The organism is Georgenia subflava, assembly GCF_009193155.1.
GTDB classification, from domain to species: Bacteria; Actinomycetota; Actinomycetes; order Actinomycetales; family Actinomycetaceae; genus Georgenia; species Georgenia subflava.
In genome coordinates this window covers 481,124-504,231 of sequence record NZ_VUKD01000003.1, presented here as the reverse complement: position 1 = coordinate 504,231, position 23,108 = coordinate 481,124, and the positions used below count along the sequence as shown (strand labels likewise).

Here is a 23,108-nt window from a genome sequence, read left to right as displayed (position 1 = left end):
CCGGGGCCGACGCCGAGCATGGGCGAGGGCCTCGCCGAGCCGCCGCGCCTGCCCGCCGACCGTTTCCTCCCGCCCGGCCAGCGCCCGGTGGTCGAGGCACCCGTCATGCACTACGGGCCGGTGCCGCGGCCCCGGCCGGAGCGCTGGCGGTTCACGGTCGGCGGCGCGACGGCGGACGGGGCCGAGCACGCCTTCACCTACGAGGAGGTGCTCGCCCTGCCGCGCCTCGAGGTCGTGGCGGACCTGCACTGCGCGACGGGCTGGTCCTCGGTGGACGAGACCTGGGCGGGCGTGACCGCCCGGGCCGTCGTGGACCTCGTCCCGCCGCGGACGGACGTCGAGCACGTGCTCGTCTTCGCGGAGTACGGCTACGCCGCCACGGTCCGCCTGGAGGATCTCGTCTCGCCGCGCGCCGTCCTGGCCACGCACCGGGACGGCGCCGAGCTCAGCGCGGAGCGGGGCGGTCCGATGCGGCTGATCGTCCCGCACCTGTACTCCTGGAAGGGGCCCAAGTGGCTCCGCGGCTGGAACTACCTCACCGACGTCGAACGCGGCTTCTGGGAGGAGCGGGGCTACCACCTGCGCGGGGACGCCTGGCGCGAGGAGCGCTACTCCTACCAGGAGTAGGTCGGCGAGCCCTCGGCCCCCACGAGCAGGTCGGCCGCAGATTGGCCGCTCCAGACGCTGCTGCCGCGATCGGGTCGGTCATCCCGGACGCAGGTCGGCCGGCGACCTCGACCCGCTCAGACCACCGTGAGCGTGATGACGCTGCCGCGGGGGAGCATCGTGCCGCCTGCCGGGTCCTGGCTGTGCACGATGGCGAAGATCCCGCCGAGGACCTCCTCCACCGCGACCTCGAAGCCGGCCTCCCTCAGCGCCTCGCTCGCCGGGCCGAGCTGCATGCGACGCACGTCCGGCACCTCGAAGAGCTCCGGACCGAGGGAGATCACGAGGTTCACCGTGTCGCCGCGGTAGACCTCGGCCGCCCCGGCTGCGGGCTGCTGGCTGATGACGGCTCCGGCGGGCACCGTGTCGGAGTGCTGCTCAGAGGTCTCGCCGACGCCCAGCCCCGCATCCTCGAGCGTCGCGGCGGCGTCGTCTCGTGCCTGCCCGGTGACGTCCGGCGGCTCGACCGGCTCACGCCCGGCGGAGACCACCAGGTCCACGGCCCGGGTGTGCGGCACCGACTCCCCGGCCGCCGGGTCGGAGGAGATCACGGTGCCCGCCGGCAGGGAGTCGTGGTACGCCTCCTCGGTGCTGCCTAGCGGCAGCCCGGCCGCCGCGAGGAGGTCGGTCGCGGCGCCGAGGTCGTTGCCCGGCAGCTCCGGGACGTCGAGCATCAGGATGCCCAGCGAGACCGTCAGCTCCACCGTGCCGCCCTTGCGGACGTCGTCGCCGGCCCCGGGGTCGGCGGCGATCACCACTCCCTCGGGGACGTCGTCGTGGTGGGTGCGCTCGACGTCGGGCACGAGCTCTGCCGCCGTCAGCTCGGCGACCGCCGCGTCCTCCTCCATGCCGACCACTGCCGGCGCGGGCACTGTGGCACCGGGACCGACCTGGAACCACCACAGGGCCGCGCCGCCGACCGCGACGAGCAGCACGAGGAGCACCGCCACCACCCGCGGCCAGGTGCGGCGTCGGCGCGTCTGCGGCTCCGGCCGTGCCTCGTCGCGGGTGATGGCGCCGATGGGCAGCGCCACGGTGCCGTGGGACTGCTGGACGTCCGTGACCCGGGTCGCGTCGGCGTCCACGTCGCCGGTGTCCGTCCCGGCACGCCCGTCGGCCTCCTCGGCAGGGGCGACGTCGGCGCGCCGTGCCAGGGTTGCCGGGTCGAGAGCGGCGGCGCACCGCCGGACCAGGTCGAGGGCGGCGTCGGCGTCGACGGGGCGTTCGTCCAGCTCGCGGGCGGTCAGGGCACCGAGCAGCTCGTCGACCTCGACGGGCAGCCACGGCACAGCGGCGGACGGTGCCGGGATCCGCCCGTTCACGTGCTGGAACGCCACCTGGATGGGCGCCTCGCCGGAGAACGGCTGACGCCCGGTGATGAGCTCGTAGAGGAGCACGCCGACGGCGTAGACGTCGGCTCGCGGGTCGGCCCGGCCCTCGGTGACGATCTCGGGCGCGAGATAGGCGACGGTGCCCAGCACGGTGCCGGTCGTCGCCGCGGTGGCCTCCGTGACCGCCCGGGCGAGGCCGAAGTCGGCCACCTTGGCGCGTCCGTCCGGGGTCAGCAGGACGTTCTCCGGCTTGATGTCACGGTGGACCAGCCCGCCCCGGTGGGCGCAGGCAAGGGCGTCCAGGACCTGCTCGACCAGGGAGAGCGACTCGCCGAGCGGCAGCGCACCACGACGGCGCAGGACCGTCCGCAGGTTCGGGCCCGCGACGTACTCCATCGTCAGGTAGCTGGCCTCGCCGGCCAGTCCCTGGTCGTGCACGGCGACGACTCCCGGATGGGCGAGGCGGGCCGCGGCCCGGGCCTCCCGGCGGAAGCGCGCCACGAAGTCCGCGCTCTCGGCCAGGTGCGGGTGCATGACCTTGACGGCCACGGTCCGGTCCAGACGCCGGTCGACGGCCCGGTAGACGGTCGCCATGCCGCCCCGCGCCACCCGACCGGTCACCTCGTACCGATCGTCGACCAGGCGGCCGATCATCGGGTCGAGGGTCGTCGCATCCACACATCGAGCGTAGCCGCGCACACCGGCCACCCCGCCGTCCTGGGCGCCGTGTCGCGCCGCGGGCACGCAGAACGGGGCCGGACCGTCCCGGTCCGGCCCCGTCGTGTCGCGGCGTCAGAAGCGCTTCATGTGCGCCTTGATGGAGGCGACGTAGAACTCGGTGTCGGAGAAGAGGCCGTTGCGCTTCACCGATCCGGCGCCCTGGTAGTAGCCGGCGATGCCGGTCTCGAGGTCGGGGCTCGTGCGCTGCAGCTGGCGGATGATCGCCACGCCCGCCACGACGTTGTCGTACGGGTCGAGCAGGTTGAGCTTGCGGCCCACGAGGTCCGAGGCCCAGTCGCCGGACGTCGGGATGACCTGCATGGTGCCGATCGCGTTGGCGGGGGAGACCGCCGTGTGGTTGAACCCGGACTCCTGGTAGGCGTGCGCCTGGGCGAGCGCGGGGTCGACGCCCATCTCGCGCGCGACCCTGACCACCAGGGCCTGCATCTCGGCCCGGGACGGGACGCCCATCGCCAGCAGGGTCGCCTTGTTGGCGTTGGCCGAGGCGACCGTCGCCTCGGGGTAGGTGCGCCCGAGGAAGCTGTTCGGGACGAGCTGCTGCGTCGGCGAGGTGCTCGGTGCGGGCGCTCCGGGGACGGTGAGCCTCTGGCCCACGTAGATGAGTCCGGAGCTGCTCAGCTTGTTCGCGTCGATGACGGCGGCGACCGTCGTGCCCCACTTCTTGGCGAGGCCGGACACGGTCTCCCCGGCCCGCACGGTGTGGTTGCCGCTGGCGACCGTGGCGGCCGGCGTGGCGGCGGCCGCGGGCTTCGGTGCGGCGGGTGCGGACGCGGCGGCGCCCACGGCGAGCCTCTGGCCGACGTAGATCAGGCCCGCCGAGCGCAGGTCGTTGGCCTTGACGATCGCGCCGACCGTGGTGCCGTACTGCTTGGCCAGGGCCGAGAGCGTGTCGCCAGACCGCACGGTGTGGGTGCCGACGGCGCTCGGGGTCGCGGGCGCCGCGGCGGCAGGTGCGGCGGCGCTGGTCGAGGACGAGACGGCGGTGGCGCCCACGGCGAGCCTCTGGCCGACGTAGATCAGGCCCGCCGAGCGCAGGTTGTTCGCCTTGACGATCGCACTGACGGTCGTGCCGTACTGCTTGGCCAGCGCCGAGACGGTGTCGCCCGCGCGCACGGTGTGCGTGGTGGTCGTCGTCGACACGCGAGGCGACGCGGGCGCCGGGCTCGCGGCGGCCGGTGCGGCGGAGGTCGAGGCCGCCGACGGCACCTTGAGCATCTGGCCCACCCGGATCAGGGCCCGTGAGTCGAGGCTGTTGGCCTTGACGATCGCCGCGACGGAGGAGCCCGTGCGCAGGGCGATGTGGGAGACCGTGTCGCCGGCCTGCACGCGGTAGGTCATCACCGGGACCGCGGCGACCGGACGGGCGGCCAGGGCGGTGGCTCCGACGGAACCCCCGTGCAGCGTGGTGTGGGGCTGTGGGGGAGCGGCGGACGCCTGGGCGGCCGGGACGGCCACGCCGACGGCGGTCGTCGCCGCCAGCGCCAGGCCGACGCCGGCGCGCCCGGCGTGCGTGCGGGCAGTGGTGCGAGAACGCTGCTCGACCTTCGACATCGAACCTCCAACGGAACGGGCGTGGGCGGGTTCCTCGGACGCTGCCGAGTCGACTCCCCGAGCCCCCACGGGATGTGACTGCTGTGGCTGGTGCGCTTTCTGGTGACCCAGTGACTGAAGTAACGCGTGTGACAGTAGCGATTCCTGTGGCGTGTCGCCACCCCTGTCCGAAAATCTCGGCCTACGCTCGTGACGTGACTGCTGTCCCCGCCGAGCCCAGCGGCTGGCTCTCCGTGCCCGAGGTCGCCGATCTGCTGGGGCTGCGCCAGCGTGAGGTCCGCGCGATGCTGCGCGACAAGAAGCTCCTCGCCGTGCCCCACGGACCGAACCGTGCGCTGTCCGTCCCCGCCGAGCTGCTGGTTCCCGCGGACCACCCCGACGGTCCCGGACCGCTGCCCAACCTGCGCGGCACGCTGATGCTGCTGGCCGACTCCGGCTACGACGACGACGAGGCGTTCAGATGGCTCTTCACCGTCGAGGACGAGCTCGGCTCGACGCCGGTCGCCGCCCTGCGCGAGCGCCGCACGCACGCCGTGCGCCGGGTCGCCCAGACCCTGGCGTTCTGAGCCGGGCCGAGGCAGTCGCGTCCATGCACCCCGGCCGCACGTCTCGCCGCGCCCGACCGCCGGCGCCGCCGCGGAGTGGTCGTTCGCCGACCGGGCCCGGGCATGGTGGTCCTGGGCGCCGCTGAGCGCCGTCGGCCGCGCCGTCGACGTCAGGCGGTGCGCCGGGTGAGCGCCTCGGCCAGAGAGGTGAGCGCCTCGACGGCGTGGTCGGGCAGCCCGGCGCCGCCCAGCGCGGACAGGCCCCGCTCGTAGCGCTCGGCGATGAGCTGCTCGTGCGCGGCCAGGGCACCGGTGGCGTCCATGATCGTCTGCATCCGTCCGACCTCCTCCGCGCTGAGGTCGGCCGCCCCGACCCGCTCACGGAGGAACGCCCGGGCGGGCCCGTCCGCGCGGATCATGGTCATCGCCAGCAGCGGGGTGCGCTTGCCCTCGCGCAGGTCGTCCCCGGCCGGCTTGCCCGTGACCGCGGGGTCGCCGAAGACGCCGAGCTCGTCGTCGCGCAGCTGGAACGCCTCGCCGAGCGGCAGACCGACGGCCCGGAGGCGGTCCAAGGCCTCGTCGCCGGCGCCGGCCAGCGCGGCACCGAGGACGATCGGGTGCTCGACCGAGTACCTGGCGGACTTGTGCCGCACCACCTGCAGCGCCCGGTCCAGGGCGGCGGCGCCGTCGTCCTGCCAGGGCATGTCCTGGGAGCGGATGTCCAGGTACTGCCCGAGCGCCACCTCGGCCGCCATCACGTCGTAGATGCGTCGTGCGCGGGCGCCGGGCGCGGCCGGCACCAGCTCGCGGGCGCGCTCCAGCTCCATGGACGACAGCGCCAGCAGCAGGTCGCCCAGCACGATGGCACCGGCCTCGCCGTAGGAGTCCGGGTCACCGAGCCAGGCCCGGTGCGCGTGCTCGGCCGCGAAATGACGGTGGGCGGCAGGCATCCCCCGACGGGTGAGCGAGCCGTCCATGACGTCGTCGTGCACGAGCGCAGCGCCCTGGAAGAGCTCGAGCGAGCTGCCCGCGAGAACGACCGCGTCGGCGGTGGTCTCGGTCGCCCCGGCGGCGAGCCAGCCGGCCGCGCAGAGCTGGGCCCGCAGCCGCTTGCCCCCGCCGAGGAGGGCCTGCGCCGGGTCCCGGAACTGCGTCATCGGCTCACCCAGGTCGGCGAACGGCGCCGTGTGCTCCTCCAGCGCGGCCGAGAGCCGGTCGGACACGCGGTCGCGCAGGTCGGTGAGGGTGCTCTGCATGGGACGACCTTACGACGGCGGTCCGTCCCCTTCCGGCCCCTGCCGGCGGGCGTCGGTCCACAGGGTCCTGAACGCCGGCTCGTGCACAGGCCGCCCGCCGCACCCCGCCCGGACGCGGCTTGATGGCCCCATGACCACCACACCAGTCATCCGCCTGAAGGAGCCGCGCGACCTCCTCGCCGTCGTCCCCTACCGTCTGGGCTTCCACCCCACCGACTCGGTCGTCGTCATCGCCACGCACCGCACGGCGCGCGGGACGACCGAGCTCGGCCTCACGGCCCGGATGGACCTGGCGGACCTCGCGCACGCCGGCCACGGACGTGCCGCCGCCGAGCACCTCGCGCACCACCTGCGCACCCAGGCCCCGCACGGGGTGCTCGCGGTGCTCTACACCGACGTCGAGGGGCGCGCGCGTCACGGCAACGGCCGGCTCGCCCGAGCGGCGGCGCACCTGGCCGACGCGCTGGAGCACGAGATCGAGCCGTGGGTCGTGGGCGCGGACGGCTGGGGCCATCTCGAGCCGTGCGCGTGCTGCCCACCCGGCGGGCACCCGCTGACCGACCTGACGTCCAGCGCTGCCGCCGCCGGCATGGTGGTCGAGGGCATGACGGCGGCACCTCGGCGCGAGGACCTCGCCGTGGTGCGGCTCGCCCCGGGTTCGCGCACGACGTCGGCCCGGCGGGCCGCGCGGAAAGAGCGTCTCCGGCGCCGTGAGGTCGGCAAGGTCTGCGGCGGCGCACCGCTCGTGCGCGGCGCGGCGTTCGGCGCGCCGGGTGCGACGCCCGCGGAGGACCAGCGTCCCCTGCTCGGGTGGCGCGCGGACGGGGCCGACCTGTGGGACGAGGCGGTCCGGACGGTCGGCGACGGCGGGACGCCCCCGGCCGGGACGCTCGGGCGGCTGCTCGCCTTCCTCGAGGACAGGATCGTCCGGGACGCCGTGGTCGCCGCCACCATGGCCGGGGTGGAGGACGCCACGGCACGGTTCCTCGACCCTGAGCTGATCGGGACGACGTTCGACTGCCCGTTCCTCCCGCGCGCCGAGGTGCTCCACCGGACGATCGCACTGGCCGCCACGGTCGCCGCTCACTCGCCACCGGGCGAGGGCGCGCCGGCGCTCGGGCTGCTCGCGTTCGTCGCCTGGTGGGGCAACGACGGCGCACGCGCCGACGTCGTCGCCGGCCAGGCCCTCGCCGAGGAACCCGGGCACCGGCTCGCCGAGCTCGTGGTCGGTGCGCTCGACGCCGGGATGCCGCCGATGTGGGCGGGCGCGCCGGGCGGCACCCTCGCCAGCTGAACGGCCCGCGCCATCCGCCGCGCCATCCGCCGCGGCCCGGCCGGGTCATCGGGTAGCGTCGCCCGGACAGGTCACCTGGGGTCGCACGGCGGCCGGGAACGGAGCGAAGATGGCGGTCGTCGTGGGTTACCTGAGCACCAACGAGGGCGAGGCCGCCCTGCGCGCCGCGGTCACCGAGGCCGGCCGGCGCGAGACGCGGCTCGTCGTCGTCCTGGCCCGTCGCTCGCGCGGCGACGACCAGTCCACGCTCGACTCGGAGGCCGACGCCGTCAGCGACCGGCTCGACGACGCCGACATCGCCTTCGAGGTCCGTCAGCTCCGTCGCGCCGACGACATCGCAGAGTCGCTCGTCGCCACCGCCGAGGAGGTGGGCGCCGAGCTCATCGTGATCGGGCTCCGCCGCCGGTCCCCGGTGGGCAAGCTCATCCTCGGCTCCAACGCCCAGCGCATCCTGCTCGACGCGCCGTGCCCCGTGCTCGCGGTCAAGCCCGAGCCGTCGGACGCCCGGGCCTGACCCGCCCGCCGCGTCGGCCGAGATCGCGCCGGACCGCACCGGACCGCACCGGAACCCGGTGGTAGCGTGCAGCCGACGAGGCCGCACCGGAGCGCTCCGGCGGGCCGCCAACTACATATCGGGCCGTCACCAGTCAGCACGGGAGAGCCGCGGTCTTGGGCCGCGCACCGAAGGAGCAACCGCCCCGGCAATCTCTCAGGTCCCCGGACCGTGCTGATCAGGCCGCTCTGGAAAGCAGGTCCGGCAGCGAGCCGGGTCTCACCCACGGTGCAAGTCCCACGAGGACGAAGCTCTCAGGTCCCAGCACAGAGGGGGAGCCAAGGAACGCGACGTGCGCACCAGCGCACCGGCCCGACGACCCCACGGAGCTCCTCGCATGACGACCGAAGCCCTGCGCACCCCGCTCTTCCAGGTGCACCGCGACAGCGGCGCCACGATGACCCCGTTCGCGGGCTGGAACATGCCCCTGCGCTACACCTCGGACCTCGCCGAGCACGCCGCGGTCCGTGAGCGCGCCGGCCTGTTCGACCTCTCGCACATGGCGCAGATCGAGGTCTCCGGCCCGCGCGCCGCCGACGCCCTGGACGGTGCGCTGGTCTCGCGCAGCTCCACCCTCGCCGTCGGCAAGGCGCGCTACACGATGCTGACCGACGCCGCCGGAGGCATCCTGGACGACCTCATCGTCTACCGGCTCGCGGACACCGAGTTCCTCGTCGTCGCCAACGCCGCCAACCGCACAGTGGTCCTGGACGAGCTGACCGGCCGGTCCGGCGCGGACGTGCACGTGGCCGACCGCACCGAGGCCCGGGCCCTCATCGCCCTGCAGGGGCCCGCGGCCACCGAGGTCCTCGCCGGACTGACCGAGCACGACCTGTCCACGCTGAGGTACTACGCCGCGGTCACCACCGACGTCGCCGGGATCCCGGTGCTCCTCGCCCGCACCGGCTACACCGGCGAGGTGGGCTTCGAGCTGAGCGTCCCGGCCTCCTCCGCCGTGCGGCTGTGGCAGGCGCTGCTCGACGCCGGCGCCCCGGCCGGCGTCGTGCCCTGCGGCCTCGCGTGCCGGGACACGCTGCGCCTGGAGGCCGGGATGCCGCTGTACGGCCAGGAGCTCAGCCGCGAGATCACCCCGTACGAGGCGAACATGGGCCGGATCGTCGACCTCGACCACGACTTCGTCGGCCGGGACGCCCTCGCCGCGCGGCACGAGGCGCCCTCGGGCGCACGTCTGGTCGGCCTCGCGGGGGAGGGCCGCAGGGCGGCCCGGTCCGGCAGCACGGTCCACGACGCCGAGGGCGAGCTCGGCACCGTGACCTCGGGCGTGCTCTCGCCCACCCTCGGCCACCCCGTCGCGATGGCGCTGGTCGAGTCCGCGCGAGCCGCCGTCGGCACCGGGCTCGAGGTCGACGTACGCGGACGCCGCATGCCGATGACCGTCGTCGAGCTGCCGTTCTACCGGCGTCCCCGCTGACCCCACCACCCGCCCCGAAAGAGAAGGAGAAGCGATGAGCTACCCCGAGGACCGCCAGTACACCGCCGACCACGAGTGGATCGTCGTCGACGGCGACACCGCCCGGGTGGGCATCACCGCCTACGCCACCGAGGCCCTCGGCGACGTCGTCTACCTCGACCTGCCCGAGGTCGGCTCGAGCGTCACGGCCGGTCAGACCTGCGGCGAGATCGAGTCCACGAAGTCGGTCTCGGACCTCATCGCGCCGGCCGACGGCGAGGTCCTGGCTGTCAACGAGAGCGCCGTGGACGCGCCGGAGACGGTCAACGCCGACCCGTACGAGGACGGCTGGCTCTACACGCTCCGGGTCGCGGAGCTGCCCGAGGACCTGCTCGACGCCGACGCCTACGCCGCGCTCGTCGAGGGGCAGGGCGCGTGAAGGGCTTCGCCACCCGCCACATCGGCACCGACGCCGCCGCCCAGGAGACGATGCTCGCCGCCGTCGGCATGCCCTCCCTGGACGCGCTCGTCCGCGCCGCGGTGCCCGACTCCATCCAGGACGGCGCCCCGCCGGCCGGGCTGCCCGAGGCGGCCGGCGAGCACGAGGTCCTCGGCCGGCTGCGGGCGATCGCCGCGAAGAACACCGTGCGCACCTCGATGATCGGCCAGGGGTACTACGACACCCTCACCCCGCCGGTGATCCAGCGCAACGTCCTCGAGAACCCGTCCTGGTACACGGCCTACACGCCCTACCAGCCGGAGATCTCCCAGGGCCGCCTGGAGGCGCTGCTGAACTTCCAGACCATGGTCATCGACCTCACCGGTCTGGAGATCGCCGGGGCGTCCATGCTCGACGAGGCGACCGCGGCCGCCGAGGCGATGCTCCTGGCCAGCCGCGCCACCAAGCACCGGGGCAGGCGCTTCGTGGTCGACGCCGACACCTTCGCCCAGACCCGGGCCGTGCTCGAGACCCGGGCGGCCCCGGTCGGCATCGAGCTCGTCTTCGCGGACCTCGGTGGAGGTCTCGGCGACCTGGACCTGACGGACGTCTTCGGCGCGCTCGTCCAGCTCCCGGGCGCCTCCGGCCGGGTCCCGGACCGGACGACGCTCGACGCCGTCGTCGCCGCGGTCCACGACACCGGCGGGCTCGTGGTCGTCGCGGCCGACCTCCTGGCCGCGGCGCTCGTCGCCTCGCCCGGCGAGCTCGGCGCGGACATCGCGGTGGGCACCACGCAGCGGTTCGGCGTACCGATGGGCTTCGGCGGACCGCACGCCGGGTACCTCAGCGTGCACAAGGGGCTGGAGCGCCAGCTGCCCGGGCGCCTCGTGGGCGTCTCCCGCGACGCCGACGGCGCACCCGCGCTGCGGCTCGCCCTGCAGACCCGCGAGCAGCACATCCGCCGCGAGAAGGCCACGTCCAACATCTGCACCGCCCAGGTGCTCCTGGCGGTCATGGCGTCGATGTACGCCGTCTACCACGGTCCGGACGGCATCCGCGCGATCGCCGAGCGGGTCCACCTGCGCGCCCGCGAGCTCTCCGAGGCGCTGCGCTCGAGCGGCGTCGAGCTCAGCCACGAGCACTACTTCGACACCCTCGAGCTGGTCGTGCCCGGGCACGCCGAGCGCGTGCGCCGCGAGGCGCTCGAGGCCAACATCACCGTCTGGGTCGTCGGCCCCGACCGCGTCCGGGTCTCCGTCGACGAGGCCACCACCGAGGAGACGGTGCTGCTGCTGGTCGCCGCGGTCCGCCGTGCGCTGGACGTCGTCGACGAGAAGGCCCTGGGCTGGAGCCTCACCGAGGGCTCCGCGCTGCCCGCCGACATGGTGCGCACCACCGACTACCTCACCCACCCGGTCTTCTCGACCCACCGCACCGAGACGGCGATGATGCGGTACCTGCGCCGCCTCGCCGACAAGGACTACGCCCTCGACCGCGGCATGATCCCGCTGGGCTCGTGCACGATGAAGCTCAACGCCGCAGCCGAGATGGCCGCGATCAGCTGGCCGGGGTTCGCGCGGATGCACCCGTTCGCGCCGGCCGAGGACGTCGCCGGGTACCTCGAGCTCGTCCACGAGCTGGAGGGCTGGCTGGGCGCCGCGACCGGGTACGACGCCGTGAGCCTGCAGCCCAACGCCGGCTCCCAGGGCGAGCTCGCCGGGCTGCTCGCGATCAAGGGCTACCACGACTCGCGCGGCGAGTCGGCCCGCGACGTCTGCCTCATCCCGGCGTCGGCACACGGCACGAACGCCGCCTCCGCGGTGCTCGCGGGTCTGCGGGTCGTCGTGGTCGCGACCGACGCGGGCGGCAACGTCGACCTCGCCGACCTGCGGGCGAAGGTCGCCGAGCACGCCCAGGACCTCGCCTGCATCATGATCACCTACCCGTCCACGCACGGCGTGTACGAGGAGGAGGTCCGGGAGGTCTGCGACGCCGTGCACGCGGCCGGCGGACAGGTCTACATCGACGGCGCGAACCTCAACGCCCTCGTCGGCCACGCGCGTCCGGGTGCGTTCGGCGGCGACGTCTCGCACCTGAACCTGCACAAGACCTTCTGCATCCCGCACGGCGGTGGCGGCCCCGGCGTCGGGCCCGTCGCGGCGCGGGCGCACCTCGAGCCGTTCCTGCCCGGCCACCCGCTGGCCCAGGACGGGCAGCGCCGCGCGGGGGCCGTCTCCGCGGCGCCGTACGGCTCTCCGTCGATCCTGCCGATCAGCTGGGCCTACGTCGCGCTCATGGGCGGCGAGGGCCTGCGGGCGGCCACCGGCGCGGCCGTCCTCTCGGCCAACTACGTGGCTGCCCGGCTGGAGGAGCACTACCCGGTCCTCTACCGCGGGACCAGCGGGCACGTTGCCCACGAGTGCATCCTCGACCTGCGTCCCCTCCGGGCGCAGACCGGGATCACCGTGGACGACGTCGCCAAGCGGCTGGTGGACTTCGGGTTCCACGCGCCGACCATGAGCTTCCCGGTGGCCGGCACCCTGATGGTGGAGCCGACCGAGAGCGAGGACCTGGCGGAGCTCGACAGGTTCTGCGAGGCCATGGCGGCGATCGCCGTCGAGGCGCGGAAGGTCGCCGACGGCGAGTGGCCGGCGGACGACAACCCGCTCGTCAACGCCCCGCACACGGCGCAGATGCTCACGGGGGAGTGGGACCACCCCTACACCCGAGCAGAGGCGGTCTACCCCGTGCCCGGGACGGTCGACGGCAAGTACTGGCCGCCGGTGCGCCGGGTCGAGGGCGCGTACGGTGACAGAAATCTCGTCTGCGCCTGCCCACCGGTCGGGGCATACGGGACGGCTTCCTGACGTTGACACAGGCAGCGAGGCGGAGCACCCGCCCGCTGCCGACCACCGCCGTCGCCCGGGAAGGGGCCGTCCCGGGCGACGGCGAGGACCTCGGGCGCGCCGTTCGTCGTGCCCGAAAGCGTCGGCTGAGGCTATAATTGTAGGGCTGCGACGGTCTGATCGATCTGATCGTCAGCCCTCCGCACCCCCGCCGAAAGGTTCTCTGTGTCCCAGTCTGCCGCCAAGACCCCCAGCACCCGCGCCGCGGCGCAGCCGGCCAAGACCCCGGCGACGTCGGCGGCCAAGAAGACACGTGCCCCCAAGAAGGCCGCGAACGCCGTCGAGGCCGAGACCCCTGCCGCGCCGAAGACGGCCCGCAAGGCGTCGACCACGGCGAAGGCAGCCGCCACCAAGACCGCCGAGAAGAAGCCGGCCCTCAAGGCCGTCCCCGACGCCGAGGCGCAGCCCGAGGTCGTCGAGGACGAGAAGGCGACGGGTCCCGAGGAGACCGGCTTCGTCGTCTCGGACGCCGACGACGACGACGCGCCGGTCCAGCAGGTCGTCACCGCCGGTGCGACCGCGGACCCGGTCAAGGACTACCTCAAGCAGATCGGCAAGGTCGCGCTGCTGAATGCCGAGCAGGAGGTCGAGCTCGCCAAGCGGATCGAGGCCGGCCTGTTCGCCGAGGAGAAGCTCGCCACCGAGGAGGGCCTCGCGCCCAAGCTGCGCCGTGAGCTGCAGTGGATCGCCAACGACGGTCACCTCGCCAAGAACCACCTGCTCGAGGCCAACCTGCGCCTCGTCGTCTCCCTCGCCAAGCGCTACACCGGTCGCGGCATGCTCTTCCTGGACCTGATCCAGGAGGGCAACCTCGGCCTGATCCGTGCGGTGGAGAAGTTCGACTACACCAAGGGCTACAAGTTCTCGACGTACGCCACGTGGTGGATCCGCCAGGCGATCACCCGCGCCATGGCCGACCAGGCCCGCACCATCCGCATCCCGGTGCACATGGTCGAGGTCATCAACAAGCTCGCCCGCGTGCAGCGCCAGATGCTCCAGGACCTGGGCCGCGAGCCCACCCCGGAGGAGCTCGCCAAGGAGCTGGACATGACGCCCGAGAAGGTCGTCGAGGTCCAGAAGTACGGCCGCGAGCCGATCTCCCTGCACACCCCGCTGGGCGAGGACGGCGACAGCGAGTTCGGTGACCTCATCGAGGACTCCGAGGCCGTGGTGCCCGCCGACGCCGTGAGCTTCACGCTCCTGCAGGAGCAGCTCCACGCCGTGCTGGACACCCTCTCCGAGCGCGAGGCCGGCGTGGTCTCCATGCGCTTCGGCCTGACCGACGGCCAGCCGAAGACCCTCGACGAGATCGGCAAGGTCTACGGCGTGACCCGCGAGCGGATCCGCCAGATCGAGTCCAAGACGATGTCGAAGCTGCGTCACCCCAGCCGCTCGCAGGTCCTGCGCGACTACCTGGACTGACAGCCCGCACACCCGGACCCGCGGCGTTCTTCGGAACGCCGCGGGTCTTCTGCTGTCCGCGCACCGGCCCGGAAATGCGGGTGCGCCCGCCCGGCGCCCGGCTCTACGCTCACGAGCCATGACACCGACTGCCCCCGCAACGGCCGGGCTGACCTGGCGCGCCCTGACCGTCGAGGACGTCCCGCTGTGGCACGACCTCGTCCGTGCGATGGAGGCCGTCGACGACCCGTCGGAGCGGTACACCCGGGACGACCTCACCGACGCGCTCACGGACGGGTCGTGGAAGAACCCGGCGACGGACTCCGTCGTCGGCCTGGACGAGAACGGGGTCGCGCGCGCGTTCGGGCTGGTCGAGGTCCGTCCCGGCGACACCCGCACGGTGCGCGCCTTCTGCTGGGGCGGTGTCCACCCGCAGTGGCGGGGCAGGGGGCTCGGCCGCGAGGTCATCCGGTGGCAGGAGGAACGTGCCCGGGAGAAGGTCCGGGAGGCGCGGTGCGGGGTGCCGGCCTACGCCCGCACCCACACCGAGGACCACCTCACCGACGCTCGCCACCTGCTCGAGCACGCCGGCTTCGTCGCGACCCGGTGGTTCGTGGACCTGACCAGACGGCTCGACGCCGACCATCCGGTTCCCGAGGTCACGCTCGACGGCGGCCTGAGGCTCGTGCCGTACGACGCCGCGCTGGCCGAGCCGCTCCGCCTCGCCCACAACGAGTCGTTCGCCGACCACTGGGGGAGCGAGCCGCGCGCACGGGAGGACTGGGAGCGCTACACCGTGGGCGGCCGTGACTTCCGCCCTGCCTGGAGCTTCGTGGTCCTCGACGGCGACGAGGTCGCAGGCTACACCATCGCGTCCGCCTACGAGCAGGACTGGGCCGCGCAGGGGTACACCGAGGGATGGACGGACCTGCTGGGCGTGCGCCCGGCATGGCGTCGGCGCAGGATCGCACCGGCCCTCCTCGTGGCGTCGATGCGCGCCTTCGCCGCGGACGGGATCGAGCGTGCGGGCCTGGGCGTCGACACCGAGAACGGCTCCGGAGCGCTGGCCCTGTACACCCGGCTCGGATACGAGCCCGAACGCCGGAGCATCGCCTACGTCAAGGACCTCTGAGGGCTTCTGAGGGCTTCGGCGCGAGGGCCCCCGAGAGTGCCGGCGTCGAGGGCCTTCGAGGTCGTCTGAGCAACGACTCCTCAGCGGTCGTCACCTGCTGGGCCTTCGGGACGGGACGGCGTGCCGGGCCCGTCCTCAGCCGGCTGTCAGACGCTCCGTCAGGGCGTTGTGGCTCTCCAGGAACCAGACCTGAGTGCCGCGGTTCGACTCGCGGACGAACGCCCCGAGCGCGTCGCTGGCAGCGACGTGCGCGGAGATGTCGCCGATGACGGCGAGGCGCTGCCGGTAGTTCACCATCTTCTGGATGAACTCACCGGCCAACCCGGTGCGCAGGTCGAAGAACCCCGGCACGAAGCGGGCCGCGGGTATGGAGATCACGGTGGCCTCGACGCCCCACGCCTCGCCGATGACGTCGAGTGCGTCCTGGCCGGTGCCGATCGGCTCACCCTCCGCAGGCACGTGCAGCACGATCTCCTCGCCGGTGGTCTCCGCTCTCATGCGTCCGAGCCTATGGACCGGGCCGTCGCTCCTGCGAGGGGATATCCGGCGTCTCCGACTTCGCCGCCTTGACCTTGCCAGTCACGCCGAGGCAACAGTTGCGACTGACCACAATCGCGGAGGCTGGCTTCCAAAGATTCAGTTGCAAACGATCCCTTGCAAAGAGAGCTTTGCATCGCTAGAGTTCGAGCATGAGCAGCACGGACGACACGACGGCCGAGACTCCGGACAGGGAGATCCGCACCCGTGTGCTCGACGTCGTCGCCCTCAAGGCGCTGGCCCACCCGCTTCGCACCCAGCTGTGGGACGCCCTCATGACAGGACCGGCCACCGCCAGCCAGCTCGCCGAGCAGCTGGGGGAGTCCTCCGGTGCGACGAGCTACCACCTGCGCCAGCTGGCGAAGCACGGCTTCATCGAGGAGGTGCCCGGCCGCGGGACCGCGAGAGAACGGTTCTGGCGGATCGTCGAGGGCAACACGCGCATCTCGCACGAGGAGGCGACCTCACCCGCGAGCCGCGAGGCGATGTCCATCTTCGGCGACGAGTGGCTGCGGCTGCGCTTCCGTTCGGCCGCGCGCTACCACGAGCGCAAGCGAGCAGGCCTCGAGGAGGAGTGGTCGAACGCTGCCACGGAGATGGACTCCTACTTCTACGGCACCCCGGAGGAGCTCGCCGAGTTCGTCAAGGACTTCGAGGCGATCGGCGAGAAGTGGGCCAAGCGGCTCAGCGGCCGCACCGAGCACGACCGACCGGCCGGCAGCCGGACCATCGAGGTGCAGTTCCGTGCGTTCCCGCGCTACCGGGCCGCGGACGAGGCCGCTGTGCCGGCCAGCGCCGCCCCGGCCACGCCCGCCCCGCCGGCAGGGGCACCCGCCGACGACACCGAGAGCACGACCACCGCGACCACCGAAGGGAGGGACAACTGATGGACCCGAGCCTGATCGACGCCTTCACGGCACGCAGCCTGGGCGTGCCGATGGACGAGATGCTCCGCGGCCGCCGGACGCGCCTGACCCCGCGTCGCCGCGGCGTCCGAGGTGGCACCACCTACCTCGGACTGCGTCGCCCCGCACCCGGCGACGACCTCTGACCGGCCCCGACCGACCTGCGCAGCCCCGGCGACCCGACCGGCCCTGGCGACCCGACCGGCCCTTCCGTCGCGGTGAAGCCGACCACCGACCTTCGTCACCCCTTCTCGACGTAGCGCGCGGCCAGGACCTGGTAGACGCCGAAGCAGATCAGGCCCAGTGCCACAGCGCCGAGCAGGAGCTTGCCGAGCGGCAGCTCGAGCAGCGCCGTGAGGGCAGCATCGATTCCGCCCGCCTGCTCAGGATCATGCCGCAGGGCCGCGACCCCCACGAGGACGCCAAGCACGCCGACGGCCACGCCGCGCGCGACGTGCCCCACACGACCGAAGGTCACCACCCGCTCCGGGACGTCACCGCGGAGCTTCTCCCGGAACGATGCCGTCACCCCGCGGTAGACCCAGTAGCCACCGAGGCTCAGGATCCCCGCGCCCACCAGTGCCACCAGCGCGACGCCGCCCGGTGCGGCCATCAGCGCCGCGGTCGCCTCCTCCTCCGTGCCGCCACCACTGCCGCCGCCCGACGCCGTCGCCAGCTGGACCGCGGTGACGAGCAGGACCACCGCGAACGCTGCCTTGGCGACCGACCCGATGCGCCGGGCGGCACGCTTCTTCGGCGCCTCGTCGCGATACCCCCACGCTGCCTCGACTGCCTGCCACACGGCGTACGCGAGGAGCCCGACCGCCATGATCACGAGGAGCACGCGGCCCAGGGGGCTGCCGGCGAGCTGCTCGAGCGCACCGCTGCTCGAGGCCTCCGAGCCGCCCCCGGAGCCCAGCGCCAGCTGGAGCGCGAGCCAGCCGAGCAGCAGCCAGACGATGCCCAGCGCGGCGTACCCGACCTTGCCGAGCGTGTGGATCCACCCGCCGTCGGCCGAGGAGCGGGCGGTGGCTGTCGCGCTGCGGGTGTTGCGGTCGATCGGTCCCATGGTGCACACAGAACCATGTGGCGGGCGCCGGGGCCCGTCGAGCGCGCACGGAGCACCGTCGCCACGCCGCCGCTCGCAGCGGGCCCACCAGACGCCGGCCCCGCTGCGCACCAGGCCCACCAGACCCCGACGCAGCGGATTGCGACAGGCCGAAGCCTTTGTACCGATATCCGGTACAAAAGCTTCGGCCTGCTGTCGGTCGTGCGCTCGTCGAGGGCGTTCGCTCGTCGAGGGCCTGCTGCCGAGGGCGTGGACTTATCGAGGGCCTGCTGTCGGTCGTGCGCGCGTCGAGGGCGTCCAGCTCTAGCGGCGGCCGTCCGTCGGCGCCAGCGACTCGGGCCGGGAGGAGCACGGGTCCGTGGGCACCACGACCGACGGCCACCACCCGAGAGGGTGGTGGCCGTCGTGGGCGTATGCCCGGTCCGGCGAGCGTGCCGGGTCGGGCGGCGAGCGTCAGCGCGCCGCGGTGCCCTCCTCCTCGTGGAGGCGGGCGGTCTCGTCGTGGATGTCCGTGGCGACCTTCTCGAGGGCCTCGGCATGCTTGCGGGCGTGGTGGGCGCAGAACAGCAGCTCACCGGACTCCAGCTGCACACGCACGTAGGCCTGTGCGCCGCAGGCGTCGCACCGGTCCAGGGCGGTCATGGCGGGTGTCGTGGTCGTAGCAGTCACATCAGCATGTAACCACCGATCCCTCGCCGGCATGCCCCCGGGACACGGCGGTTCGCTCCCGGCGTATCCGGAAATGCCCCGAATGTCGCAAGGTCGTGACTGACCTCACGCGCCCCGGCGCCTGGACGTGAGCCCGCACACGCCGTCGCGGCTCGGTACGCGGTGCGAGCCCAGCACACACCGCCGCCAGGTCGGTGCGCGGCGCGCACACGTTCGTCGCGGGTCGGCGAGGAGCATGCCCGTACACACTGCCGCGGGTCGGTGCGCCGCCGGGCGCCGTAGGAAACCTAAGATCGACGGGTGACCGCGACTGCCACCGCATCCAGCTACACCGCCCGCCACCTCTCCGTCCTGGAGGGGCTCGAGGCGGTGCGCAAGCGACCGGGCATGTACATCGGCTCGACGGACTCGCGCGGGCTGATGCACTGCCTGTGGGAGATCATCGACAACGCGGTGGACGAGTCGCTCGAGGGCCACGCGGGCAGCATCGAGATCGTCCTGCACCCCGACAGCTCGGTCGAGGTCCGCGACGACGGGCGCGGCATCCCGGTGGACACCGTGGAGTCGGTCGGGCTGAGCGGCGTCGAGGTCGTCTTCACCAAGCTGCACGCCGGCGGCAAGTTCGGCGGCGGCTCGTACGCGGCGTCGGGCGGCCTGCACGGCGTGGGCGCCTCCGTCGTCAACGCTCTCTCGGCCCGGCTGGACGTCGAGGTCGACCGCGGCGGCAAGACCCACCGGATGACCTTCCACCGTGGCGAGCCCGGCGTCTTCGACGACCGCAAGGGCGTCGGACCCGACTCGCCGTTCACGCCGTTCACCAGCTCCTCCGAGCTCACTGTCGCCGGCAAGGTGCCGCGCGGGCGCACCGGCACCCGCGTGCGGTACTGGGCCGACCGGCAGGTCTTCCCCGTCACCGCGCAGTTCTCCTACGAGGAGCTCATCGGCCGGGCCCGGCAGACGTCGTTCCTGGTACCCGGTCTGACACTGACGGTCCGCGACGAGCGTCGCCTGCCCGGCACGCCCGGCGCCGACGGCCCCGTGGAGGAGGTCTTCCGGCACGACGGCGGTGTGGTCGACTTCGCCGACTTCCTCGCCGCGGACACCTCGGTCACCGACACGTGGCGGCTGCGTGGGCAGGGCACCTTCACCGAGACCATCCAGCAGCTCGATAGCAAGGGCCACCTGCGCCCGCAGGAGGTCGAGCGCACCTGCGAGGTCGAGGTGGCGCTGCGCTGGGGGATCGGCTACGACACCACCGTCCGGTCGTTCGTCAACATCATCGCCACCCCCAAGGGTGGCAGCCACCTCGCCGGCTTCGAGCAGGGGTTGCTCAAGACGCTCCGCAAGCAGATCGAGACCAACGCGCGCCGCCTCAAGGTCTCCGCCAAGGAGCCCAAGATCGAGAAGGACGACGTGCTCGCCGGCTTGACCGCCGTCGTCACCGTCCGGCTGCCCGAGCCGCAGTTCGAGGGCCAGACCAAGGAGGTGCTCGGCACCGCACCGGTGCGCGGGATCGTCTCCAAGGTCGTCGAGACCGAGCTCACGGCGCTGCTGACGTCGTCGAAGCGGCACGAGAAGACCCAGGCCGGCGGGCTGCTCGAGAAGGTCATCGGCGAGATGCGCGCGCGTGTCTCGGCGCGGCTGCACAAGGAGATCTCCCGGCGCAAGAACGCGCTCGAGACCTCTACCCTGCCGGCCAAGCTGGCGGACTGCCGCAGCGACGACGTCGAGACCTCCGAGCTGTTCATCGTCGAGGGGGACAGCGCGCTCGGCACCGCCAAGCTGGCCCGGTCGAGCAACTTCCAGGCGCTGCTGCCCATCCGCGGCAAGATCCTCAACGTCCAGAAGGCCTCGCCGGGAGACATCCTCAAGAACGCCGAGGTCGCCTCCATCATCCAGGTCATCGGCGCCGGCTCCGGTCGGACCTTCGACCTGGAGCAGGCCCGGTACGGCAAGGTCGTGCTGATGACCGACGCCGACGTCGACGGCGCCCACATCCGGACCCTGCTCCTCACTCTCTTCTTCCGGTACATGCGGCCCCTCGTCGAGGCCGGGCGCGTCTTCGCGGCCGTCCCGCCGCTGCACCGGGTGGAGATCGCCGGCTCGGGCGGGAAGAAGGGCGAGATCGTCTACACCTACTCCGAGGCCGAGCTGATCGCCCTGCTGAAGAAGCTCGAGCGCAGCGGGAAGCGGTACAAGGAGCCGATCCAGCGGTACAAGGGCCTGGGCGAGATGGACGCCCACCAGCTCGCCGAGACCACCATGGACCCCGCGCGGCGGACCCTGCGGCGCATCTCGATGGCCGACGAGGCCTCCTTGCTCGAGGCCGAGCGGGTGTTCGAGCTGCTCATGGGCAACGACGTCGCCCCGCGCAAGGACTTCATCGTCGCGGGCGCGGAGCAGGTCGACCGGGAGCGCATCGACGCCTGAGGACGGCTCCGGAGGTGCGCGACGTCACCCGCGGCGGCGCCAGGGGCCAAGGTCCTGGCCGCCATAGGATCGGCTCATGGCCTCGTCTGCACCGGACCGTCCCGCCCGCCTGACCAAGCGGCTGCGTGCACCGGGGACCGTCGAGGTCCCGGCGGCCCATCTGGGGCTGCGGTGGCGTGCCCTCGGGGCCGACGACGTGCCGGCCGTGCTGGACCTCCATGCCCGGTGCGCCGCCGTCGACCGTCCGGTCGCCTCCCTGAGCCCGGCGACGGCTGCCGCCGCGTTCGACCCGCGCCACGAGATGGTCACCGACTCCCTGGGCGGGTTCTCGGCCGACGGCGAGCTGCAGGCGCTGGCGGTGGTCTACCTGCCGCCGGGGGACACCGACATCCTGCGCGCCTTCCTGACCGCCACGATCGCACCGTCGTGGCGGGGCCGTGGCATCGGGCGCGCCCTGCTGGACTGGCAGGACGGCCGTGCCCGCCAGCTCCTCGCCGCGGACGGGCGTGACCTGCCGGCGCGGATCGCCGCCTACGTGGACGAGCACCTCGCCGACCGCCGGCAGCTCTACGTCGCCGCGGGCTTCAGCCCCAAGCGGGTGTTCCAGGAGATGCGTCGCCCGGTCCGGGCACCGGTGCCCGACGTCGAGCTGCCCGCCGGGGTACGCCTGGTCGACTGGACGCCCGAGCTCGACGACGCCGTCCGGCTGGCGCACAACGAGGCGTTCGCCGACCACTGGGGCTCGCAGCCGCTCGCCCCGGAGTCATGGGCGGTGGTGCTGCGCGAGCTGGAGCCGCGCTGGTCGAAGGTCGCTCTCGGTGCGGCGCCCGACGAGACGGTCGTCGGCTACGCGATGACCTGCCGGCACGAGTCCGCGTGGGAGAGCCTCGGCTTCAGCGAGGGGTACACCGAGCTCATCGGCGTGCGCCGCACCCACCGAGGACGCGGCATCGCCCGCGCGCTGCTCGTCGACGTGATCGACGCCCTCGCGGCGGACGGCATCGACTCGGCCGGGCTCGACGTCGACACCGTCAACCCCTCCGGCGCGCACGGCTTCTACGAACGGCTCGGCTACACGCGCGCGGGGGCGCGCATCCTGTACACGATCGAGATCTGACCTCGCTGACCAGGGGATATGCGGGCGAAGGCGCGCACCACGTAGTGTCGACGGCGTGTCCACCCCCGTGATCGAGCCGGACGACGCCGCGCCCGCGCGCGTGCACTCTCCGCTCGCCGTACGCGCCCAGGCGCCCCTGACGGTCGACCCGCCGACCAGCCCGGGGCTGGGCTGGCGCGCCCTCGGGACGGCCGACGGCCCCGCGCTCCGGGATCTCGTGGCACGCATCGAGGCGGCCGACAACCCGCCCTACCGCACGTCCGACGAAGAGGTGCTGGAGTACTTCGACACGGGCCACGCCTGGAGCGCCGTCGGCGGCTGGGACGAGGCGGGGACCCTGCGCGCGTTCGGCTTCGTCCGTGTCCGGCACAGTGACATCACCCTGCTGCGGGCGTTCTGCTCCGGCGGCGTCGACCCGCTCTGGCGCGGCCGCCGGGCCGGGGGCGCTCTGCTGGACTGGCAGTGCGCCCGCGCCCGGCAGATGCTCGTCGAGGCGGGCAGGGATGCACCCGCACGCATCGTCGTGCACGTCGACGACGACATGGTGGTCCTCGCCCGGCAGCTGCTGGCGCGCGGCTTCGCCCCGCGGCGCTGGTACTCCGAGATGCGCCGGGACCTCGCGCAGCCGATCCCGGAGGTGCCGCTGGACACCCACCTGAGCGTCGAGCCGTGGACGGAAGAGCTGGACGACGCGGTCCGCCGCGCCCACAACAAGGCCTTCGGCGACCACTGGGGTTCGCAGCCGCACACGCCGGAGACCTGGAACCAGGGCCGCTCCCACTTCGCCCCCGGGTGGAGCTTCGTGGCCCTGGACCGCACGTCCGACCGCACGCGGGTGGCCGGCTACCTCATGTCCGGACGCTACGACCAGGACTGGCCGGCGCTGGGCTGGACCGAGGGGTACACGGAGATGGTCGGCGTCCTCCCGCAGTGGCGCGGCCGCCACGTCGCCTCCGCGCTGCTCGTGCGGGCGATGCGCGCCTACGCGGCGGACGGCATGGAGTACGCCGGCCTGGACGTCGACACCGACAACCCGACCGGGGCCGCCGGCCTCTACGCGCGCCTGGGCTACGAGCGCACCCGCGGCTCGGCGATGTACACCATCGAGATCTGAGAGCGACGACCGCCGGGCGATCTCCGCGGCGCCGGCCGGCC

Annotated in this window: 20 protein-coding genes and 2 riboswitches; of the genes, 14 read left to right on the top strand and 6 right to left on the bottom strand. The window is 73.3% G+C overall.

All coding sequences use genetic code 11. The features are described from left to right. Positions 1-18 precede the first annotated feature (18 nt). Complete coding sequence (locus tag GD748_RS12285; RefSeq protein WP_152195708.1) at positions 19-627, top strand: molybdopterin-dependent oxidoreductase; 609 nt, start codon at positions 19-21, stop codon at positions 625-627. A gap of 116 nt (positions 628-743) precedes the next feature. Here GD748_RS12285 and pknB read toward each other — a convergent pair whose 3' ends face one another. Continuing rightward, positions 744-2,675, bottom strand: coding sequence for a Stk1 family PASTA domain-containing Ser/Thr kinase (pknB, locus tag GD748_RS12280; protein WP_226921261.1), 1,932 nt, complete (start codon positions 2,673-2,675; stop codon positions 744-746). A gap of 114 nt (positions 2,676-2,789) precedes the next feature. Next, a complete protein-coding gene (locus GD748_RS12275; RefSeq protein WP_152195472.1) occupies positions 2,790-4,289 on the bottom strand; it encodes a lytic transglycosylase domain-containing protein in 1,500 nt (499 codons plus the stop codon). Positions 4,290-4,483: 194 nt separating this feature from the next. Here GD748_RS12275 and GD748_RS12270 point away from each other — a divergent pair, with 194 nt between their 5' ends. Further along, complete coding sequence (locus GD748_RS12270) at positions 4,484-4,855, top strand: Rv2175c family DNA-binding protein (RefSeq protein WP_226921258.1); 372 nt, start codon at positions 4,484-4,486, stop codon at positions 4,853-4,855. Positions 4,856-5,004: 149 nt separating this feature from the next. Here GD748_RS12270 and GD748_RS12265 read toward each other — a convergent pair whose 3' ends face one another. After that, complete coding sequence (locus GD748_RS12265) at positions 5,005-6,090, bottom strand: polyprenyl synthetase family protein (RefSeq protein ID WP_152195471.1); 1,086 nt, start codon at positions 6,088-6,090, stop codon at positions 5,005-5,007. Positions 6,091-6,220: 130 nt separating this feature from the next. Here GD748_RS12265 and GD748_RS12260 point away from each other — a divergent pair, with 130 nt between their 5' ends. The 7 genes from GD748_RS12260 to GD748_RS12230 all read left to right on the top strand — a co-directional run bounded on the left by GD748_RS12260 (position 6,221) and on the right by GD748_RS12230 (position 15,226). Further along, positions 6,221-7,384: a DUF4192 domain-containing protein gene (locus tag GD748_RS12260; protein ID WP_193312926.1), complete on the top strand. Its 1,164-nt coding sequence runs from the start codon at positions 6,221-6,223 to the stop codon at positions 7,382-7,384. Positions 7,385-7,493: 109 nt separating this feature from the next. Further along, complete coding sequence (locus tag GD748_RS12255) at positions 7,494-7,898, top strand: universal stress protein (protein ID WP_152195469.1); 405 nt, start codon at positions 7,494-7,496, stop codon at positions 7,896-7,898. A 129-nt stretch (positions 7,899-8,027) separates the two neighbouring features. Next, positions 8,028-8,119: riboswitch (glycine riboswitch) on the top strand. After that, positions 8,120-8,217: riboswitch (glycine riboswitch) on the top strand. It begins immediately after the preceding riboswitch. Between the two features lie 57 nt (positions 8,218-8,274). Continuing rightward, positions 8,275-9,369, top strand: coding sequence for a glycine cleavage system aminomethyltransferase GcvT (gene gcvT, locus GD748_RS12250; RefSeq protein ID WP_152195468.1), 1,095 nt, complete (start codon positions 8,275-8,277; stop codon positions 9,367-9,369). A 34-nt stretch (positions 9,370-9,403) separates the two neighbouring features. Beyond that, positions 9,404-9,787, top strand: coding sequence for a glycine cleavage system protein GcvH (gene gcvH / locus GD748_RS12245; RefSeq protein WP_152195467.1), 384 nt, complete (start codon positions 9,404-9,406; stop codon positions 9,785-9,787). After that, the gene (gcvP, locus tag GD748_RS12240) at positions 9,784-12,654 is read left to right on the top strand and encodes an aminomethyl-transferring glycine dehydrogenase (protein ID WP_152195466.1); all 2,871 of its coding nucleotides are present in this window, start codon (positions 9,784-9,786) and stop codon (positions 12,652-12,654) included. Before gcvH ends, gcvP begins: the two co-directional genes overlap by 4 nt. Positions 12,655-12,858: 204 nt before the next feature. After that, on the top strand, positions 12,859-14,115 hold the full coding sequence (locus GD748_RS12235) for an RNA polymerase sigma factor (protein ID WP_152195465.1): 1,257 nt from the start codon (positions 12,859-12,861) through the stop codon (positions 14,113-14,115). A 118-nt stretch (positions 14,116-14,233) separates the two neighbouring features. Beyond that, on the top strand, positions 14,234-15,226 hold the full coding sequence (locus tag GD748_RS12230; RefSeq protein ID WP_152195464.1) for a GNAT family N-acetyltransferase: 993 nt from the start codon (positions 14,234-14,236) through the stop codon (positions 15,224-15,226). Between the two features lie 135 nt (positions 15,227-15,361). Here the strand turns inward: GD748_RS12230 and GD748_RS12225 are convergent, their stop codons facing one another. Continuing rightward, positions 15,362-15,724 carry a DUF4180 domain-containing protein gene (locus tag GD748_RS12225; RefSeq protein WP_152195463.1) on the bottom strand — a complete coding sequence of 121 codons (363 nt, stop codon included), beginning with the start codon at positions 15,722-15,724 and terminating at the stop codon, positions 15,362-15,364. Between the two features lie 191 nt (positions 15,725-15,915). On the opposite strand from GD748_RS12225, the gene GD748_RS12220 reads away from it, so the two are divergent. Then, on the top strand, positions 15,916-16,650 hold the full coding sequence (locus GD748_RS12220) for an ArsR/SmtB family transcription factor (RefSeq protein WP_152195462.1): 735 nt from the start codon (positions 15,916-15,918) through the stop codon (positions 16,648-16,650). Then, positions 16,650-16,814 (top strand): hypothetical protein, encoded by a 165-nt coding sequence (locus GD748_RS19525; RefSeq protein WP_193312925.1) that lies wholly within the window; start codon positions 16,650-16,652, stop codon positions 16,812-16,814. Before GD748_RS12220 ends, GD748_RS19525 begins: the two co-directional genes overlap by 1 nt. Before the next feature lie 95 nt (positions 16,815-16,909). Here the strand turns inward: GD748_RS19525 and GD748_RS12215 are convergent, their stop codons facing one another. Then, complete coding sequence (locus GD748_RS12215) at positions 16,910-17,737, bottom strand: DUF1206 domain-containing protein (RefSeq protein WP_152195461.1); 828 nt, start codon at positions 17,735-17,737, stop codon at positions 16,910-16,912. A 453-nt stretch (positions 17,738-18,190) separates the two neighbouring features. Then, on the bottom strand, positions 18,191-18,439 hold the full coding sequence (locus GD748_RS12210; RefSeq protein WP_152195460.1) for a DUF7455 domain-containing protein: 249 nt from the start codon (positions 18,437-18,439) through the stop codon (positions 18,191-18,193). Positions 18,440-18,706: 267 nt separating this feature from the next. Here GD748_RS12210 and GD748_RS12205 point away from each other — a divergent pair, with 267 nt between their 5' ends. The 3 genes from GD748_RS12205 (at position 18,707) to GD748_RS12195 (ending at position 23,067) form a co-directional block, all read left to right on the top strand. Beyond that, positions 18,707-20,836, top strand: coding sequence for a DNA gyrase/topoisomerase IV subunit B (locus tag GD748_RS12205; protein ID WP_152195459.1), 2,130 nt, complete (start codon positions 18,707-18,709; stop codon positions 20,834-20,836). 76 nt (positions 20,837-20,912) lie between these two features. Then, the gene (locus tag GD748_RS12200; RefSeq protein ID WP_152195458.1) at positions 20,913-21,953 is read left to right on the top strand and encodes a GNAT family N-acetyltransferase; all 1,041 of its coding nucleotides are present in this window, start codon (positions 20,913-20,915) and stop codon (positions 21,951-21,953) included. Between the two features lie 55 nt (positions 21,954-22,008). After that, a complete protein-coding gene (locus tag GD748_RS12195) occupies positions 22,009-23,067 on the top strand; it encodes a GNAT family N-acetyltransferase (RefSeq protein WP_226921256.1) in 1,059 nt (352 codons plus the stop codon). Positions 23,068-23,108 lie beyond the last annotated feature (41 nt).